Origin of the sequence: Microbacterium phycohabitans (assembly GCF_032464935.1) — a bacterium.
Lineage (GTDB): Bacteria > Actinomycetota > Actinomycetes > Actinomycetales > Microbacteriaceae > Microbacterium > Microbacterium phycohabitans.
In genome coordinates this window covers 369,039-386,196 of sequence record NZ_JAWDIT010000002.1, presented here as the reverse complement: position 1 = coordinate 386,196, position 17,158 = coordinate 369,039, and the positions used below count along the sequence as shown (strand labels likewise).

Annotated in this window: 16 protein-coding genes; 11 read left to right on the top strand and 5 right to left on the bottom strand. The window is 71.7% G+C overall.

Annotated features, from left to right (window positions below; genetic code table 11):
- Positions 1-27: 27 nt before the first annotated feature.
- The 5 genes from RWH44_RS06220 to RWH44_RS06200 all read right to left on the bottom strand — a co-directional run bounded on the left by RWH44_RS06220 (position 28) and on the right by RWH44_RS06200 (position 4,746).
- Positions 28-1,017 carry a sugar phosphate isomerase/epimerase family protein gene (locus tag RWH44_RS06220; protein ID WP_316003894.1) on the bottom strand — a complete coding sequence of 330 codons (990 nt, stop codon included), beginning with the start codon at positions 1,015-1,017 and terminating at the stop codon, positions 28-30.
- On the bottom strand, positions 1,014-1,976 hold the full coding sequence (locus RWH44_RS06215; protein WP_316003893.1) for a sugar phosphate isomerase/epimerase family protein: 963 nt from the start codon (positions 1,974-1,976) through the stop codon (positions 1,014-1,016). The genes RWH44_RS06220 and RWH44_RS06215 overlap by 4 nt, the downstream gene beginning before the upstream one ends.
- Complete coding sequence (locus RWH44_RS06210; RefSeq protein WP_316003892.1) at positions 1,973-2,983, bottom strand: restriction endonuclease subunit R; 1,011 nt, start codon at positions 2,981-2,983, stop codon at positions 1,973-1,975. Before RWH44_RS06210 ends, RWH44_RS06215 begins: the two co-directional genes overlap by 4 nt.
- Complete coding sequence (locus RWH44_RS06205) at positions 2,980-3,393, bottom strand: hypothetical protein (protein ID WP_316003891.1); 414 nt, start codon at positions 3,391-3,393, stop codon at positions 2,980-2,982. The genes RWH44_RS06210 and RWH44_RS06205 overlap by 4 nt, the downstream gene beginning before the upstream one ends.
- 84 nt (positions 3,394-3,477) lie before the next feature.
- Entirely contained in the window at positions 3,478-4,746 is a 1,269-nt protein-coding gene (locus tag RWH44_RS06200) for an ROK family protein (protein WP_316003890.1), read from the bottom strand.
- Positions 4,747-4,856: 110 nt separating this feature from the next.
- Between RWH44_RS06200 and RWH44_RS06195 the strand changes: the two genes are divergently transcribed.
- The 11 genes from RWH44_RS06195 (at position 4,857) to RWH44_RS06145 (ending at position 17,082) form a co-directional block, all read left to right on the top strand.
- On the top strand, positions 4,857-5,903 hold the full coding sequence (locus tag RWH44_RS06195; protein WP_316003889.1) for a Gfo/Idh/MocA family protein: 1,047 nt from the start codon (positions 4,857-4,859) through the stop codon (positions 5,901-5,903).
- Between the two features lie 38 nt (positions 5,904-5,941).
- Positions 5,942-6,628 carry a hypothetical protein gene (locus tag RWH44_RS06190; protein ID WP_316003888.1) on the top strand — a complete coding sequence of 229 codons (687 nt, stop codon included), beginning with the start codon at positions 5,942-5,944 and terminating at the stop codon, positions 6,626-6,628.
- 245 nt (positions 6,629-6,873) lie between these two features.
- Positions 6,874-7,890: a VOC family protein gene (locus tag RWH44_RS06185; RefSeq protein WP_316003887.1), complete on the top strand. Its 1,017-nt coding sequence runs from the start codon at positions 6,874-6,876 to the stop codon at positions 7,888-7,890.
- Positions 7,891-7,924: 34 nt separating this feature from the next.
- Positions 7,925-8,884, top strand: a complete 960-nt coding sequence (locus RWH44_RS06180) for a fumarylacetoacetate hydrolase family protein (protein ID WP_316003886.1) — start codon at positions 7,925-7,927, stop codon at positions 8,882-8,884.
- A gap of 131 nt (positions 8,885-9,015) precedes the next feature.
- On the top strand, positions 9,016-9,951 hold the full coding sequence (locus RWH44_RS06175; RefSeq protein ID WP_316004269.1) for a cyclase family protein: 936 nt from the start codon (positions 9,016-9,018) through the stop codon (positions 9,949-9,951).
- 31 nt (positions 9,952-9,982) lie between these two features.
- On the top strand, positions 9,983-11,116 hold the full coding sequence (locus tag RWH44_RS06170) for an FAD-dependent monooxygenase (protein ID WP_316003885.1): 1,134 nt from the start codon (positions 9,983-9,985) through the stop codon (positions 11,114-11,116).
- On the top strand, positions 11,113-12,138 hold the full coding sequence (locus RWH44_RS06165) for an amidohydrolase family protein (protein ID WP_316003884.1): 1,026 nt from the start codon (positions 11,113-11,115) through the stop codon (positions 12,136-12,138). Before RWH44_RS06170 ends, RWH44_RS06165 begins: the two co-directional genes overlap by 4 nt.
- Complete coding sequence (locus tag RWH44_RS06160; protein WP_316003883.1) at positions 12,135-13,106, top strand: fumarylacetoacetate hydrolase family protein; 972 nt, start codon at positions 12,135-12,137, stop codon at positions 13,104-13,106. The genes RWH44_RS06165 and RWH44_RS06160 overlap by 4 nt, the downstream gene beginning before the upstream one ends.
- Positions 13,103-13,855, top strand: a complete 753-nt coding sequence (locus tag RWH44_RS06155; protein ID WP_316003882.1) for an SDR family NAD(P)-dependent oxidoreductase — start codon at positions 13,103-13,105, stop codon at positions 13,853-13,855. The genes RWH44_RS06160 and RWH44_RS06155 overlap by 4 nt, the downstream gene beginning before the upstream one ends.
- A 129-nt stretch (positions 13,856-13,984) precedes the next feature.
- Positions 13,985-15,478: an MFS transporter gene (locus RWH44_RS06150; protein ID WP_316003881.1), complete on the top strand. Its 1,494-nt coding sequence runs from the start codon at positions 13,985-13,987 to the stop codon at positions 15,476-15,478.
- A gap of 20 nt (positions 15,479-15,498) precedes the next feature.
- Positions 15,499-17,082 (top strand): GMC oxidoreductase, encoded by a 1,584-nt coding sequence (locus tag RWH44_RS06145; protein WP_316003880.1) that lies wholly within the window; start codon positions 15,499-15,501, stop codon positions 17,080-17,082.
- Positions 17,083-17,158: the final 76 nt, after the last annotated feature.

Here is a 17,158-nt window from a genome sequence, read left to right as displayed (position 1 = left end):
CGACGGCATCCGACCCCCCGCATCGGGTCAGGCCGAGACCCGCGCCCCTTCGAGGATCGGCTGCAACACCCTCTGCACGTACCAGCCCGCCACCATCGTGCTCTCGGCCGGGTGCGGGCTCTGGTCGGACTCGACGACGATCCAGCCGCGGTAGCCGTGCTCGGCCAGGGCGCCGACGAAGCCCTCGAAGTCGACGAGCGCCCGCTCGTCGCTCGGCTCGTAGAACCAGCGCAGGATCTTGCGCGCGCCGCCCTCGGTGCGGATGAACTGCTCGGCGTGCGGGGTCGAGGCCTCGGCGTCGTCCACCGTCTCGCGCGCGTCCTTGAGCTGCACGTGGACCACCCGGTCCGCATACTGCCGGTAGAGCGCGATGGGGTCGATGCCGGCGATCGCATACTCGGCGGTGTCGATCGCGAGCCCCACCGTCGCCGCGTCGGTGGCCGCGAGCAGACGATGGATGCCATCGCCCAGGCGCAGCGCGGAGAGGAAGTCGACGTGCAGGCCCAGGGCGATGCCGTCGGCCGCGATCGCCGCGCCGACGGTGTTCCACAGGTCGGCGAGGACGCCGATCTGCTCGTCGGACAGGGCCCCCGTCTGCCACGCCGACGGCGCCGCGCGCACGACCAGGACGCTGCCGCCGAGGCGGCGAAGGGCATCGGCGAACCAGCGGGCGGTGCGCACGATCTGCTCGACGGAGGCGGGGTCGAGGGGATCGGGCCCCCGGCCCATCTCGACCTCGAAGCCGACCGAGGGGTCGTAGACGTAGCTGCTCACGGCGTCGATCGCGCACGAGGCCAGGAATCGCCCGAACTCCTCGACCGAGCCGTACAGGTCGGCGAGCTGCTGCGGGGTACCCAGCGGCTCCCACGCGCCGAAGCTCACGGCGGTGAGCTCGATCCCGGAGAACCCGCTGATCGAGACGGTCTTGAACGCCCGCTCGTGCTCGCGCTTGCGCACGAACGAGTCGATGTTGGTGTCCCACTGGTTGATGGCGTAGGCCCAGCGCACGTCGCTCATCGCGCGACCTCCTCGTTGTAGATGCCGTCCAGCACGTTCTTGGCGTACCACCGCGAGATCGCGGTGCTCTCGGCGTAGTCGCCGCCGAGCTTGTCGGCCTTGTCGTGCTCGACGCTGATCCAGCCGGTGTACCCGTTGTCGCGGACCGCGCGCATCATCGCCTCGAAGTCGACGAGCCCCTCATCGGTGCCCATCTCGTAGAACCACTTCTCCGTCGTCGTCGCCGAGACCTCGGCATCCGGGAACATCCGGTAGTCGTCGTTCACGTCCTTGTGCCGGGTGTCCTTGAAGTGGAAGCCGGTCACCCGCTCGTGGTGCGCGGCGTACACGTCGACGGGGTCGACGTCGGCGATGCAGTGCTGCGCGGTGTCGACGAAGAACTTCACGTACCGCGGGTCGGCGTAGGAGTAGAACCGGTCGATCTGATCTCGCGTGCGGATGCCGGCGTAGAACTCGTGGTGGCAGGTGAGGTTCACGCCGTACTGCTGCGTGAGCTCGCCGACCTTCCCCCAGATGTCGGCGGCGTGCTTGAGCCCGTCGTCGGGGACACCGGCTTCGTCGAAGTAACGGGATCCCGGCATGACGATGATGTTGTCGAGCTGGATGCCCGACCACATGTCCATCGTCCGCTGGAAGTCCTCGAGGATCGTGGCGTGCGTGGCCGGAACCTCGGGGGCGTAGCGGTCGGGGGAGTAGTAGACGCCGTGGAAGGTGTTCACGATGCGCTCGAGGCCCTGCTCCTGCACGAACTCCTGGTAGTTCGCGACGGATCCGTACTGCTCGAAGATCTGCCAGATGCGGAAGTCGAAGGTGTCGATCGCGTCGAAGCCGACGGCGGCGACCTGCTGCAGGAACCGCTTCATCGCCAGGCGCGACTGCCACTGGTCGTAGGGGCCGGCGGGACCCTGGGCGCGCCAGTGGTCCATGTAGCTCCACTTGATGGGAGGTCGATCGGTCATTGCGTGCTCGCTCTCTGAAGAGGTGCGGATGGGTGACGGTCGGAGAGGAGAGCGCCGGCCAGAGCGAGATGACGCGAGGTCATCTCCCACGGGTCGTCGTCGAGCCACTCCTGGCCGCCCCACTCGCTGCAGAGCGTGCCGGTGAAGCCCGTCGCGCCGAGGGCGGTGCCCACGTCGCGAAGGGGGTCGGAAAGTCGGTCGTCGGAATCGTCGAGATCCCAGAACTTCAGGTGCGTCGCCCCGACCAGCGGAAGGACGGATGCCAGGTCGGAGACCTGCGCGCGACCGAAGCGCACGAGCAGGTTCATGTAGAGCGTGTGCACCGGCCCCGGCACGTCGCCCGAGCGCAGCAGGCCGACCACCGCCTCGTGGGTCGCCGGGTCGCGCCACTCGTCGCGCAGGCGCCGCAGGAGATCGGCCGGGATGCCACCCCGCTCGAGCCGATCGAGGTAGGTCACCGGCAGGGCGGGCATGAGCATGCTGATGTCGAGCAGCAGCCGCACGTGCGGGGTGTCGAGCTCGGCGATGCGGGCGTAGGCCTCCGGGCGCGCGGCGGGGGTCTCGTGCCCCTGCGCCTCTTCGAACAGCACCAGGTCGAGTTCTTCGAGCAGAGGGATGAGGCTGTCGAGCAGCGCCCCGGCCTGGCCGATCGGCAGACGCACGCCCGTGGCGCCGGCGGCGGCCGCGGCGCGCAGCTGCGGCTCGAGGAAGGCCCGACGCTCGGCGTCCGTCCGGCGACGGCCGCGGTCGAACTCGTCGATGCTCACCCCGACGATGCTCACGCGCCCGCCCGCCGCGGCGAGTCGGTCGCGGAATCGTGCAGCGTCCGCCGGAGCGGGGGAGGGGAATCCGCGCCACATCTGCCCGAGTTCGATCTCGATCGCCGACGCGATGCCGCGCTCGACGAGGGAGAGGGCCAGGTCGTCGGCCGCGTGCTCAGCGCGGATGACCTCCGGAGTGAGGTTGAAGGCGCTCGCGGACAGGATCCATCCCACGGGGAGACTCATGCCGCCTCCCCCACGTCGAGCGAGACGCCCCCCGCGGGCGTCGTCGTCCGCAGCGAGCGGGCGAACGCGAACGGCAGCCGCAGGGGCGCATCGGGCCCGCCGGGCAGGTACGGGATCTCGAGGGAAAACGAGACGGAGACCTCGTGGATGCCGGGAGTCACGGCATCCGGGATCTCCAGGACCACGCGGTCCTGCAGGTACCACCAGCCGTTCTCACCCGCGAGATCGACGGCTTTCACTCGGCGTCCGGAGAGGGAGATCGTGGGCTCGTGACTGCGGCCGTCGAGGGCGACGACGGGATCGAGCAGGCTCGCCAGCGGCAGGGAGCGGATCCACGGCAGGGAGAGACGCACCTCGGTGGACGCGTCACGCGCCCGCAGCGCATCGTCGCGCAGAGCCGAAAGGGTCATGGCGGGCACGTCCTCGTGTCACGGCGCACCGGACGGTGCGCTTCCGCTCACAACCTACTTATTAATGCTGAAAAAGGGAAGAAGTTAGCCGCTCAGCCCGTGCACCGCGGCCACCGTCGGGCGCCCCTCCGCGAACCAGCGCGGAAGGCTCACCTCGAACAACTGCTCCTGCGCGAGATCCACCCCGCCGCGTACCGGTTCGCGCGTGTCGTTCTCGCTGGTCTTGATCACCAGATCGCGCGTCGCGAGCGGGAGCGAGAGCTCGTACACGCGATGGCGCACCTCGGCGAGGAACAGTTCCCCCGTGGATGCCACGGCTCCGCCGACCACGATCACGCTCGGGTTGAACATGTTCACCAGGGCGGCCACGGCTTCGCCGACCTGTCGCGCAGACGCCTGCACGAGAGAGATGGCGAGCGCGTCCCCTCGCGCGGCGGCGAGGGTGATGCCCTCCAGGGTCAGCTCGCTCCCCGCGGCCACGGCGTCGGCGAGGGCACCCGTGGCGCCGCCGTCGATCGCCGCCCGTGCGTCGCGCACGAGCGCCCAGCCTCCGGCGACGGCCTCGAGGCAGCCGATCTTGCCGCAGCGGCACACGTGCTCGGCTCCGGGCACGCGCACGTGTCCCATGTCGCCCGCCGCGCCGTTGGCGCCGCGGTGCAGTCGGCCGTGCGAGACGAGCCCCGCCCCGATGCCCGTGCCCACCTTGCAGTAGATGAGATCGACGCCCTCGTCGCGGCGTCGCGCGCGCTCGCCGGCGGCGAGCAGGTTGACGTCGTTGTCGACCCAGACCGGGGCGTCGTAGCGCTGTTCGAACGCCGTGCGCACGTCGTAGCCGTTCCAGCCGGGCATGATCGGCGGGGCCACGGGGCGGCCCGTCTCGAAGTCGACGGGGCCGGGGAGGCCCACCACGACCGCCCACACGGGCGTTCCGTCGCCGGCGCCGAGCAGGTCGTCGACCATCGAGGTCGCCGTCGCGAGGGTCTCTTCGGGGCCGCTCGAGATGTCCCAGGAGCGATGGGCCTCGTGGAGGATCTCGCCGTTCAGATCGGTGACACCGACGTGGATGTGCTGGCCGCCGAGGGCGCAGACGACGAGGCGCCCCCGCTCGGCGCGGAAGCGCAGGGTGCGGGGGGCGCGTCCCCCGGACGAGGGGGCGAACTCGGCGTCCTCGAGGAACCCCATCTCGACCGCACGATCCACGCGCTGGGCGACGACTCCTCGGCCGAGGCCGGTGACGCGACCGATCTCGGGGCGGGTGACGGCCTCGCCGATGCGGACCATGTTGACGATGCGCAGCAGGCTCGTGACCTCGTCGGTCTGCGCGCCGAAGCGGAGGGTGGACACGTTCGCCATGCGTTGATCTTCACACAGGCGGGGTCGCCCTCTGCCGAAATCCGGGCATCTATGGTTCATTAGTCCCTGACTTCGGCATTTTTCGCGCTGAAGTGGGCGAAGGGGCCGGGATGACGTGGGGCGTGGGCATCATCGGGTCGGGGCCGGGCGTCGCGGCCTTGCACGCGCCGACCCTGGCGCGGACGGGCGACGACTTCCGGCTCGTGCACGTCAGCGACGCCGGAAGCGGACGGGCCGCGCGGATCGCCGAGAGATTCGACGCGCGCGCGTCCACGGGGATAGACGCGCTGCTCGCCGACCCCGAGGTCGATGTCGTGGCGATCTGCAGCCCGCCGGCTCTCCATGCCGAGCACGTGCGGGCGAGCCTGGCCGCGGGACGGCGCGCGATCTTCTGTGAGAAACCGCTCGCCGACACCGCGGAGGAGGCCGATCGCCTCGTCGCCGAGTGCGCGGCCGTCGGAGCGCTGCTGGTGGTCGGCACCAACCACCTCTTCGACCCGGCGTGGGCGCGGGCGACGCATCACCTCAGCGCCCTCGACGGGCGGATCTCGGCCGTGACGGTGACGCTGTGCCTGTCGCCGAACGATCGGTACCACGCGCTGACGATGGGCGAGGCCCTCCCGGCGGGTCCGTCGGCGCGACGCCCACCCCTCGACCTCGACGACCCGGAGTCGAGCGCGGCGATCGTGCGCCAGCTGGTCGCGGGCCTCGGGGTGCACGACCTGCCCCTCGTGCGCGACCTCGTGTCGGCCCCGGCCGACCTGGTGTGGGCGCGGCCGGTGGCCCCGGTCGGTTTCGACCTGGCCCTGCGCGCGAACGGCGCGCTGGTGCGGTTCACGACCGTGATGCTCCCCGAGGGCGCCGACTCGCTGTGGCGCGTCAATGTCGTCACCGCGGGCGCGTGGGTCGAGGTCGACTTCCCCCCGCCCTTCGTGCACGTCGGAGGGGCCCGCACGACGGTCCGCGATGCCCAGGGCGTGCAGACCGTCTACCCGATCGACCGCCGCGATGGCTATGAGGCCGAGTGGCGGGCTCTCGCGGCCCTGCTGCGCGGGGAGACGGCGATGGAGTACGACGAACTCCGCGCGGATGCGGCGTTCGTGATGGCGATCGCCGACGCGGCGGCCGCGGCCGTGCGAACGGGAGTGGAGCTGTGAGAGACGTACGGACCGACCTCGCCGCCTACCGTGTGGCGGTGGCCGAACTCGCTCCGCGCGTGCGGCTCGGCGGCGGGGGCGGCGCGATCCGCGTGGTCGATGGTCGCGGCGCGTGGTGGGAGCGCCTGACGGGCGCGGCGGGATTCGTGATCGACGAGCCCGAGCCGGCCGCCCCGGAGGTGCACGAGGGGCTCCGAGCGATCACGTCGCCCGTCGCGGTGATGCGTCGTCGACTGCGCCCCGACGTCATCGCCGATGCCTCGGCCGGCTTCGTCGCTCCGCGGCACGTCGTCGTCGACGCGTGGGGTGGGCGGACGGATGCCGCCTCTCTCCTCCGCGATGCGGTCGGGTGGGCGCGCGTGCTGGCCGGTGGCGCGCTGTCGGTCGTCGCGCGCGTCGACACCCCCGTGGCCGCGGTCCTGGCGCTGCGGGCCGACGACGGCGTCGGCGTGAGCGTGACGCGCGTGATCGGCGGCGGGGTGGGAGGCGCTGTCGCCGCCACCGCCCTCGGCGCGACGCGCGTCGAGGCGCGGGTGGACTCGGCGTCTCCGCGGTGCGAGGTGGCCTTCGACGACGAGGGCGGTCGGCGCTGGGCGCCCGTCCGCCGGGAGTCGCCGGAGCGTCTCGCACTGCGCCGGATCGTGGACGCCGTCGAATCGGGCGCCGCGCTCATCGACCTGGCGCAGCTGGCCGCGGACGACGCCGTCATCGCGCACCCTTCCTGATGCCATCCTCAGCGCAGCATGTCCCACTTGTGGTCGGTTGCCGGCCTCCCCGACACCCACTTCCGGGACATGCACCGCCCTCAGGGGGACGCGGTGGTCGAGCCGGCGCCTCCGACGCCGCGCGGACGGTCACGAGATAAGCCGGGCCGATACGCGGCATCCACAGGATCGGCTTCCCTGATACCGACTTCGGTCGGATAGTGGAGGAAGAGTCGGAACGAGCCGATTCACCGAAAGGATCGAAGATGATCAAGCTTCTCTCTCATCTGTCGTTCGTCGCGATCACGACCCCGGATGTCGAGGCGTCGGTGGACTTCTACGTCAACCAGGTGGGGCTGACCGAGGTCGCTCGCGAAGACGGCCGCGTGTACCTCCGCTGCTGGGGCGACTACTACGCGTACTCCGTCGTCGTGGCGCACGGCGACGAGCCGGCGCTCGAGACCATGGCGTGGCGCACCTCGTCGGCCGAGGCGCTGGAAGAGGCCGCGAAGCGGGTGCAGGCCGCCGGCATCGAGGGCGAGTGGGTCGAGGGTCGCGGCATCGGCCGGGCCTTCCGCTTCACCGGTCCGCAGGGGCACAACATGACCCTGCACTGGGACGTCGAGCGTCACCGCGCCGAGCCGCACACCGCGTCGATCTACCCCGACCGCCCCGAGAAGCGCAGCGGCGTCGCCGGCGCCCCGCGTCAGCTCGACCACGTCACGGTCGCCACGCAGGACGTCGACGCGTTCGTGCAGTGGTACGTCGACACGCTCGGCTTCCGCTTCATGGCGCGCACCGTGCTCGACGAGGCGCCGATCTCGGTGTTCTCCGTGCTCACGACGAACGAGAAGTCGCACGACCTCGGCGTCGTGCTCGACGGCTCGAGCCGCGCCGGCCGCATCAACCACTACGCCTTCTGGGTCGACACCCGCGAAGAGCTCCTCATCGCCGCCGACACCCTCATGGAGAACGGCGTGCCGATCGAGTACGGCCCCAACATCCACGGCATCGGCGAGCAGACGTTCCTCTATTACCGCGAGCCCTCGACGCTGCGCATCGAGCTCAACACCGGCGGGTACCGCAACTACGTGCCCGACTGGGAGGCCAACACCTGGAAGCCCTCGCAGGGATCGAACAACTTCTACCGCAACGGCCGCATGCCGATGTCGATGACCGAGTCGTTCCCGCCCGCCGACGGCCCCAGCGCCACCGAAGAGGGCGTGCCCGACGAGATCAAGGACGCTTTGCTGAACCCCTACGCCGTCGAGGGCCGGGGCTGAGCGAAGATCCCGGTCGGGGAAAGTGAGCACCACCATGACGACTGCACCCTTCGCGCTCGCGCGCTTCCGTGAGGCGGATGCCGTGCGCATCGGTCTCGTCGCCGGAGACCGCATCCGCGCGCTCACCGCCGACGAACTGGGTGGGGGTCTGAACGCCTTCCTCGCCGACCCCGACTGGGATCGCCTCGACGCCCTGGCCTCGGCTCGGGACGAGGCGCCGGGGGAGTGGCATCCGCTCTCGGATGTCACCCTCACGGCGCCCGTCGAGCCCCGCCAGGTGCTGCAGACCGGCGCCAACTACCGCGAGCACGTCGTCCAGCTCGTGGCGGCGGGACTGACGCAGAACACCGATCGCACGCCCGAGGAGGCGCACGCCTTCGCCGCCGAGATGATGGACGAGCGCGCGCGCAGCGGTGAGCCGTACTTCTTCATCGGGCTCCCCGCGTGCGTCGTCGGCGACGACGTGCCGCTCGTGCTCCCCGCCTCCAGCGAGGTGCACGACTGGGAGCTCGAGCTCGCCGTCGTGATCGGCAAGGAGGCCTTCCGGGTCTCGCGCGAAGACGCCCTCGACCACGTCGCCGGATACACGATCGTCAACGACATCACGACGCGCGACCTCGTCTTCCGCAAGGACATGAAGGAGATCGGCACCGACTGGTACCGGGCCAAGAACGCCCCCGGGTTCCTGCCGACCGGACCCCTCCTCGTCCCCGCGCGCTTCGTCGACCCCGCCGACACCGCGGTGCGTCTCGAGCTGAACGGGCAGGTGATGCAGGATGCCAACACCTCCGACCTCCTCTTCGACGTTCCCGCCCTCGTCTCGGCGGCGTCGCAGACCCACCCCCTGCTGCCCGGCGACCTGCTGCTGACCGGCAGCCCCGCCGGCAACGGGCAGCACTGGAAGAGGTTCCTGCGCGACGGCGACGTCATGACCGGGACCATCGGCGCGCTCGGCACGCAGGTCGTGCGGTGCGTGGGGGAGGCGGGGTCGTGACCCTTCGACAGGCTCAGGGTCCCGACGCTGCGGTTCAGGGTCCCGACGCTGCGGTTCAGGGGCTCGACGCTCCGGCGCAGCTCCCGTCGGAGAATCCGGCCGACCTCGACCGGCAGAACCCCGAGGCCGAGATCGCGCTGCGCGCCGAGGCCTACCGCAATTGGGGGCGGTGGGGCGACGACGACGTGCTCGGCACGCTCAACTTCATCGACGACGACATCCGCCGGGCGGCCGCGGCCCTCGTGCGGGAGGGGCGCTCGATCTCGCTCTCGCAGCCGTTCGACACCGACGGCCCGCAGAAGGGCTGGCGCCGCCGCACCAACCCCGTGCACACGATGACCGACACGGGCACCGACGCCGAGCGCGGCAACCAGGGCTTCCCGCACGGCATCGGCGGTGCCGACGACGTCATCGCGATGCCCCTGCAGTGCTCGACGCAGTGGGACGGCCTCGGTCACATCTTCGACCACGGCTTCGCGTGGAACGGCCGCCGGGCGGGTGACGTCGTCACCAGCGACGGCGACCTGGTCACGGGCATCGAGCACGCGGCATCCGTCATCGTCTCGCGGGGGGTGCTCCTCGACGTGGGCCGGCACCTCTCGCCCGAGACGGGGGAGCTCGCCGACGGCCACGCGATCACCGTCGCCGACCTCGAGGCGTGCGCTGCCGCCGAGGGCGTCGAGGTGCGCCGCGGCGACATCGTGCTCGTGCGCACCGGCCACTACACCCGTGCCCGTCGCGAGGGCTGGGGCGACTACGCCGGAGGCCCCGCGCCCGGCCTCTCGCTCACCACCGCCGGGTGGTTGCACCGCACCGAGATCGCGGCGATCGCCACCGACACGTGGGGGTTCGAGGTGCGGCCGAACGAGTTCGACGTGCCGGCGTTCCAGCCCCTGCACCAGGTCGTCATCCCGAACCTGGGACTGACGATCGGCGAGATGTGGAACCTCGACGAGCTCGCGTCGGCGTGCGCCGAGGCGTCACGCTGGGAGTTCCTGCTGGCGGCTCCCCCGCTGCCGATCACCGGGGCCGTCGGGTCGCCGGTGAACCCGCTGGCCCTCCTCTAACACCCCCGTCCCAGAACAGAGAGGTTCTGACATGACCGCCGTTCAGAAAGTCGCGATCGCCGGAGCCGGTGTCGCGGGCCTGGCCACCGCCATCTTCCTCGCGAAGGCCGGTGTCGAGGTCGACCTGTACGACGCCCAACCTGCGCTGTCGACGCGCGGCTCGGGCATCACCCTGCAGGGCAACGCCCTGCGCGTCTTCGACGAGCTCGGCGTCTGGGACGAGGTCTCGGCCGCGGGCAACGCCTTCGAGGGACTCAACCTCCGCGCGCCCGGACCCGGCGCGCCCGTGGTCGCGGCCCTTCCCGACCTGAAGACCGGCGGCCCCGACTACCCCTCCACGATGGGGATGTCGCGCCCCGACCTGGCCCGCATCCTCCTCGGCGCCGCCGAGCGCCACGGGGCGCGCGTGCACTTCGGCACGCGCGTCACCGGCATCTCGCAGACCGACGACACAGTCGCCGTGGAGGTCGACGGCGAACCCGCGGGAACGTTCGACCTGCTCGTCGGCGCCGACGGCCTGCACTCCGCGGTGCGCGAGCTGATCGGCATCCACGTCTCCCCCGAGCAGACGGGCATGGGCATCTGGCGCACCTTCGTGTCGCTGCCGCCCGACGTCGACCGCAGCGAGCTCTACTACGGCGGCCCGATGTACATCGCCGGCTACACGCCCACGGGCGACGACACGATGTACGCCTTCCTCGTCGAAGCGGCCCAGGACCGCTCGCACGTCTCTGCTGAGGAGGCGCGACGGATCATGGTCGAGCAGTCCCGCGCCTACGACGGTCCGTGGAACCACATCCGCGCCGACATCGAGGCCGGGGCCGACGCGAACTACACGTGGTTCACGCGCCACCTCGTCGAGGCTCCCTGGAACCGCGGCCGGGCTGTGGTCATCGGCGACGCCGCGCACAGCTGCCCCCCGACGATCGCCCAGGGCGCCGCCCAGGGCCTCGAAGACGCGGCGGTGCTCAGCGAGCTGTTGACCGAGAGGGATGCCGTCGACCAGGCGCTGTGGGACTCCTTCCACGAGCGCCGGGTGGCGCGCGCGAAGGCGATCGTCGACGCCTCCGTGCAGCTCGGCCAGTGGCAGCTCGACGGCGTCCGCGACGCCGACATGGGCGGCCTCATGTTCGGCGTCGCACAGCTCACGGCGGCCCGCGCGTGAGCGCCGTCGCGGGGCACGGCGTCACCGACGTCCACGCCCACCTGCTCATGCCGGGGCTGCACGCCGAGGTCGAGCGCCGGGTGCCCGAAGAGGTGCAGGCCGCGGCCGACCTCGAACTGCGCCGCAACGGCCTGGCGAGCCTGCAGGCCTCGGGTCGCATGATCGGTGAGCGCTTCCCGCGCCTGACCTCGGTCGAGGCCCGCCTGGCCGCGATGGACGCCCAGGGCGTCGACACGCAGTGGGTCAGCCCCTCTCCGAACCACTTCTACCCGTGGGCGGGCGAGGGCCTGGCGACCTGGACGACAGGGGAGGCCAACCGTCTCGTCGCCGAGCACGTCGCGCAGGCGCCCGACCGGCTCGTGGGCCTGGGCACCGTACCGCTGCAGCACCCGCACCTCGTCGTCGACGCGCTCGACGACGCCGTGCTCGGGCGCGGGCTCGCGGGCGTGGAGATCTCCTCCTTCGCCGGCGACGTCGAACTCAGCGACGAGCGGCTCGAGGCGTTCTGGGCGCGGGCGGCGGAGCTGCGCGCCGTGGTGTTCCTGCACCCCTTCGGCTGCTCGCTCGACGAGCGGCTCGACCGCTTCTACCTCTCGAACACGGTGGGCCAGCCCACCGAGAACGCCGTCGCGCTGTCGCACCTCATCTTCTCGGGCGTGCTGGATCGGCATCCGGGGCTCCGTCTCGTCGCGGCGCACGGCGGGGGATACCTCCCCACCGCAATCGGCCGCTCCGACCGCGCGTGGAAGGTGCGCCCCGAGGCGCACGGCTGCGCGCACGCCCCCTCGACGTACCTGTCGAAGTTGTGGTTCGACACCGTCGTGCACGACGAGCGGGCGCTGCGCTGGCTCGTCGAGGCGGCCGGGGCCGACCGGGTGCTGCTGGGCAGCGACTTCCCGTTCGACATGGGGCTCGACGATCCCGTCGGCTTCGTGCGGGGCGCGGGATTGGCCGCGGCGGAGGTCGACGGCATCCTGGGCCGCAACGCCGACGAGCTGATGCGCACACGGGTGCACGCATGAGGATCGCGCGGTGGGCCGACGGTGCCGACGTGGGCGAAGGGTTCGTCGAGGGCGACGTCGTGGTGCCCTTCCCCGACGGTCTGCGGGTCGCCGAGGTGCTCGCGCAGGGGCTGGATGCCGCGCACGCGCTCTTCGCGCGCCGCGACGCTGACGCGGGGAGGCCGCTGGCCGAGGTGCGCCTGCTCGCCCCGCTCGTGCCCGCGTCGATCCGCGACTTCGTCGCCTTCGAGGAGCACGTCGAGGGCGTCAGCGCCTCGGTCGACGGCAAGAGCGAGGTCGTGCCCGAGTGGTACGAAGCCCCGACTTTCTACTTCACCAACCCGCACACGGTCCGCGCGACCGGCGACGTCGTCACCGTCCCCGAGACGCAGCGCCTCGACGTCGAGCTGGAGCTGGCCGTCGTGATCGGCGCGGTGCCCGGCTCCGACGGCGAGAATCTGGATGCCGCGGCCGCGGCATCCCACATCTTCGGCTACACCGTGATGAACGACTGGTCCGCCCGCGACCTGCAGTCGCGCGAGATGAAGGTGCGCCTCGGTCCCGCGAAGGGCAAGGACTTCGCGATGACCCTCGGGCCGTGGATTATCACGGCCGACGAGCTCGAACCGTTCCTCGACGCTGACGGATTCCTCGCCGTGCGGGCGGAGCTGTACGTCAACGGCGAACTGATCGGTCACGACCTGGTGTCGAACATGGGCTGGCCCTTCCCCGAGCTCGTGGTCTATGCGGCGCGCAACTCCGTCGTCGTCCCGGGCGATGTGCTCGGGTCGGGGACGGTCGGCAACGGCGGCTGCCTCGGCGAACTGTGGGGCCGTCGCGGTGGTCTCGACCCGCGCCCGCTCGAGCCGGGCGACGAGGTGCGCATGGTGATCGAGGGCGTCGGCGAGATCGTGAACGTCGTGGGTGAGCGGGTGGCGGTACCGCCCGTGCAGCGGGCGCGGCAGCGGTCGAGGGCTCGGACCAGATGAGCACCCCCGGTCTCACCGGGAACCTCTTCGTCGTCACCGGCGCCGCCGCCGGACAGGGGGCTGAGGAGGCGCTCACCCTCGCCCGGGCGGGCGCCGAGGTGATCGCCCTCGACCTCGCCGACGACGCCCCCGCGCTCTCCGACACGGCCGCGATCGCCTACCGTCGCCTCGACGTCTCCCGCGAGGCGGACTGGGCGGCGCTCGCCGCGTCGCTCGCGGGGCGGCGCGTGCGCGGTCTCGTGAACAACGCCGGCATCACCCACCGGGCGCGCATCGGCGAGCTCGGGCGCGCGGACTGGGATCGCGTGTTCGCCGTCAACGTCACGGGCGCGATGCTCGGCATCCAGGCCCTCCTGCCCCTGATGGATGCCGGATCCTCGATCGTCAACATCGGGTCGGTCGCCGCGCTCACCGGGCATTACACGGCCGCGTACACCGCGAGCAAGTGGGCGCTGCGCGGCCTCACGCACGCGTGCGTGACCGAACTCGGGCCCCGCGGCATCCGGGTGAATCTCGTGCACCCGGGCTTCATCCGCACGCCGATGACGGCGTCGGCGCCGACGGCGTTCGCGGAGGCGAACACGGCGATCATCCCGTTGGGCCGCGTCGGGGAATCGGCCGAGGTCGCGGGGATCGTCGCCTTCCTGCTCTCGGATGCCGCGGCGTTCCTCACGGGCGCCGAGATCGGCGTCGACGGGGGCCAGGCGCTCTCGGGGGCGGCGACGCTGCTCTCGCGAGCCCTCCAGTAATGTTGAATTCCGACATAAGTGGGGTATGATGAGGGGGACGTCGGGGCCCTCGGGTCCGTTCGCCCGGTGAGGGAGCCGGAGCGGCACACACGGTCGCGTCGATCGCCCGGTCTTACGGGCGCCCCACGCATGACTCTCTCTCCCGCGCGCGTACGCATCCTCGTCGCCGCCCTCCTCGCGGTGTCGTTCCTCGGCGCCCTCGACCACACCGTGGTCTCGACCTCCCTCGCCACGATCGCCGGCGACCTCGGCGCCCTCGAGCACATGAGCTGGATCATGGTCGGCTACACCCTCGCCGCGACCGTGATGCTGCCCGTGCTCGGCAAGCTCGGCGACGTCATCGGACCGCGCCTGGTCTTCGTCGTCTCGCTCGTGCTGTTCCTCGTGGCGTCGCTCGCGTGCGGGTTCGCGCCCGACCTCGGCTGGCTCATCGCCGCGCGCGTCGTTCAGGGCCTCGGCTCGGCCGGCCTGCAGCTGATGTCGCAGACGATCGTGGCCCGGGTCACCAGCCCCCGCCAGCGTCCGCGCTACATGGCCGTGATCGGGGCGGCGTTCCCGATCGCCATCGTGGTGGGTCCCGTGGTCGGCGGGCTCATCACCGACTACTGGAGTTGGCCGTGGGTGTTCTGGATCAACCTCCCGGTCGGGCTCGTCGCCCTCGTGCTGGTGCTCGCGGCCGTCCCCCGGCTACCGGGTGGCGCGCACCCGCGCTTCGACGTGCCGGGCTCGATCGTGTTCACCGTCTCGCTCGTCGGCCTCATCCTCGCGGTGACGTGGATCGGCGACGACGCCCTGCGTCCCGCGGCGATCGTGTGCGCAGTCGTCGCCGTCATCGGCATCCTCGCTCTGGTCGCCATCGAGCGTCGCGCCGCGGCGCCCATCCTGCCTCCGCGGATCCTGCGCGACCGCACGATCCTCGTCTGCCTCGGCCTCTCGCTCGTCGTCGGAGCGGGCCTGTTCTCGGTCGTCGCCTACGTCCCGACCTACGTGCAGATGGCGTACCGCACGACCGCGACCGTCTCGGGGCTCGTGCCCATCGCGACCGTGCTCGGCATGCTCGTGAGCAGCTTGCTCACCGGATGGCTCGTCAGCCGATCGGGGCGCTACCGGCTCTACCCGGTGGCGGGCACCGCGCTCGCCGCGCTCGGACTCACCGCGATGGCGCTTCTACCCGCGGGGATGCCGTTGTGGGTGCCGATGGTCGTGATGGCGGCGGTCGGGATCGGGACCGGGGCCTTCACCAACCTCATCTTCGCCGTGGTGCAGAGTGCCGCGTCGCGCGACGACCTCGGTGCGGTCACCGCGACGACGAACCTCGTGCGGCAGATCGGCGCGGCCGTCGGCACCGCGGTGGTGGGCGGCGTCGTCGGCTTCGCGGTGGCGGCGGGTCTTCCCGCGGGGCTGGATGCCGCGACCCTCACGCCCGCGGCAGCCCGCTCGCTGCCCGAGACGGTGCAGGAGGGGATCGGGCAGGTCTATCACGACGTCTTCGCGCCCGTCTTCCTCGGGCTCGCCCTCGTCTACGCGTGCGGAGTCGGGATCGCGCTGCTCCTGCCGTCGGCGCGGTTGTCGGACGAGATGCCGGCGTCTTCGCCCCCCGTTCCCGACCGTCAGCCCGCCTGAACGACCTCGAAGGAGAGATCATGACCGTCACCCCCACCATCGCCGTCGTCGGCAGCGGGCCCATCGGATCGACCTATGCCCGCCTGCTCCTGGAGGCGCTCCCCGACGCGCGCGTGATCATGTTCGAGGCGGGTCCCCAGGTGACTCCGCGCCCGGGCGAGAGCGTGCGCAACCTCACCGACCCCGACGAGAAGGCGCGCGCCCGCGAGATGTCGCAGGGCCCGCAGGCGGGACAGTACCGGGACGCGCTCGGCATCCTCGCGGGGGCGGTCGTGGAGGGGATGTTCACCGCGCGTCAAGGGACGCACCTTCTCGATTTCGGCGGCGAGGGGTCCGCGCACGCTCCGGCGTTCCCCGCCGCGGCCGCCGCGACCAACGTCGGCGGGCAGGGCGCGCATTGGACCTGCGCCATCCCGCGCCCGGCCTTCAGCGAGAAGCTCGATTTCATCGCCGACGACGAGTGGGAGGATCTCATCTCCACCGCGGAAGACCTGCTGCACAAGCAGAGCGCGGCGTTCTCGGACTCACCCGTGGGCGCCGCCATCCGCACCCTCCTCGACCGCGAGTTCGCCGCCGAGCTACCCGAGGGGTATGGCGTGAGTACCCTGCCGGTCGCGGGCGACCCGCAGCCCGACGGCACGATGCGCTGGGCGGGAGCCGACACCGTGCTCGGCCCGCTCATCGAGCCGGGCACCGACACGGCGGCGCGTTTCGAGCTGCGCGATCTCACGCTCGTGCGGCGCATCGAGCACGACGGCGCCCACGTCCGTGGCGTGGTCGTCGAAGACCTCCGCACGCGCGAGGAGTCGTTCGTCGAGGCGGATGCCGTGGTGGTGGCCGCCGACGCCTTCCGCTCCCCGCAGCTGCTCTGGGCCTCGGGCATCCGTCCCGCGCCCCTCGGCCGCTACCTGACCGAGCACCACGTCGTGATCAGCACCGTCGCCCTCGACGCGGAGCGCATGAGCGCGCTGGTCTCCGACGCGGAGCTCGAGACGGAGCTCGCCCGGCGGGCGACGAACCCCGCCGACCCCGTGGCCGCGGTCAACCGCATCCCGTTCTCGGAGCCCGACCACCCGTACTCGGCGCAGATCATGTACGCCGAGACCCCGCCGTTCCCGCTCCCCGTCGACCACCCCGCGGCCCGCAACCGGTGGGGGTACGTCAACATGGGCTTCGGGACGCGCAAATTCCCCCGTGTCGAGGACGGCGCGACCTTCAGCGACGACGAGCTCGACTACCGCGGCATGCCGAACTTCACGATCGAGTACGCCCTCACCGAGCGCGAGAACGCCGAGATCGCCGAGGCCACCGCGCGTCTGCGCCGGGCCGGGCAGGCCCTCGGCACGTTCATCGCCGAGCCGCGGCTGCTGCCGAACGGCTCGAGCCTGCACTTCATGGGCACGATGCGGGCGGGAACCGACCCCGCGACCTCCGTCGCCGACCCGTTCTCGCGCGTGTGGGGCTTCGACAACCTCGTCGTCGGCGGCAACGCCCTCATCCCCACGGCGAACACGATGAACCCGACGCTCACGAGCGTCGCCATCGCGGTGCGCGGCGCCCGCCGTCTGGCCGACGCGCTTCGTGCCCCCGCCCCAGGCGCGTGACTCGCCGGCATCCGTCGCCGCACAGCCCGCCGAAGCGACGAGATCCGGCGACTCGCGCGCGGCACGGGGGTGTCAC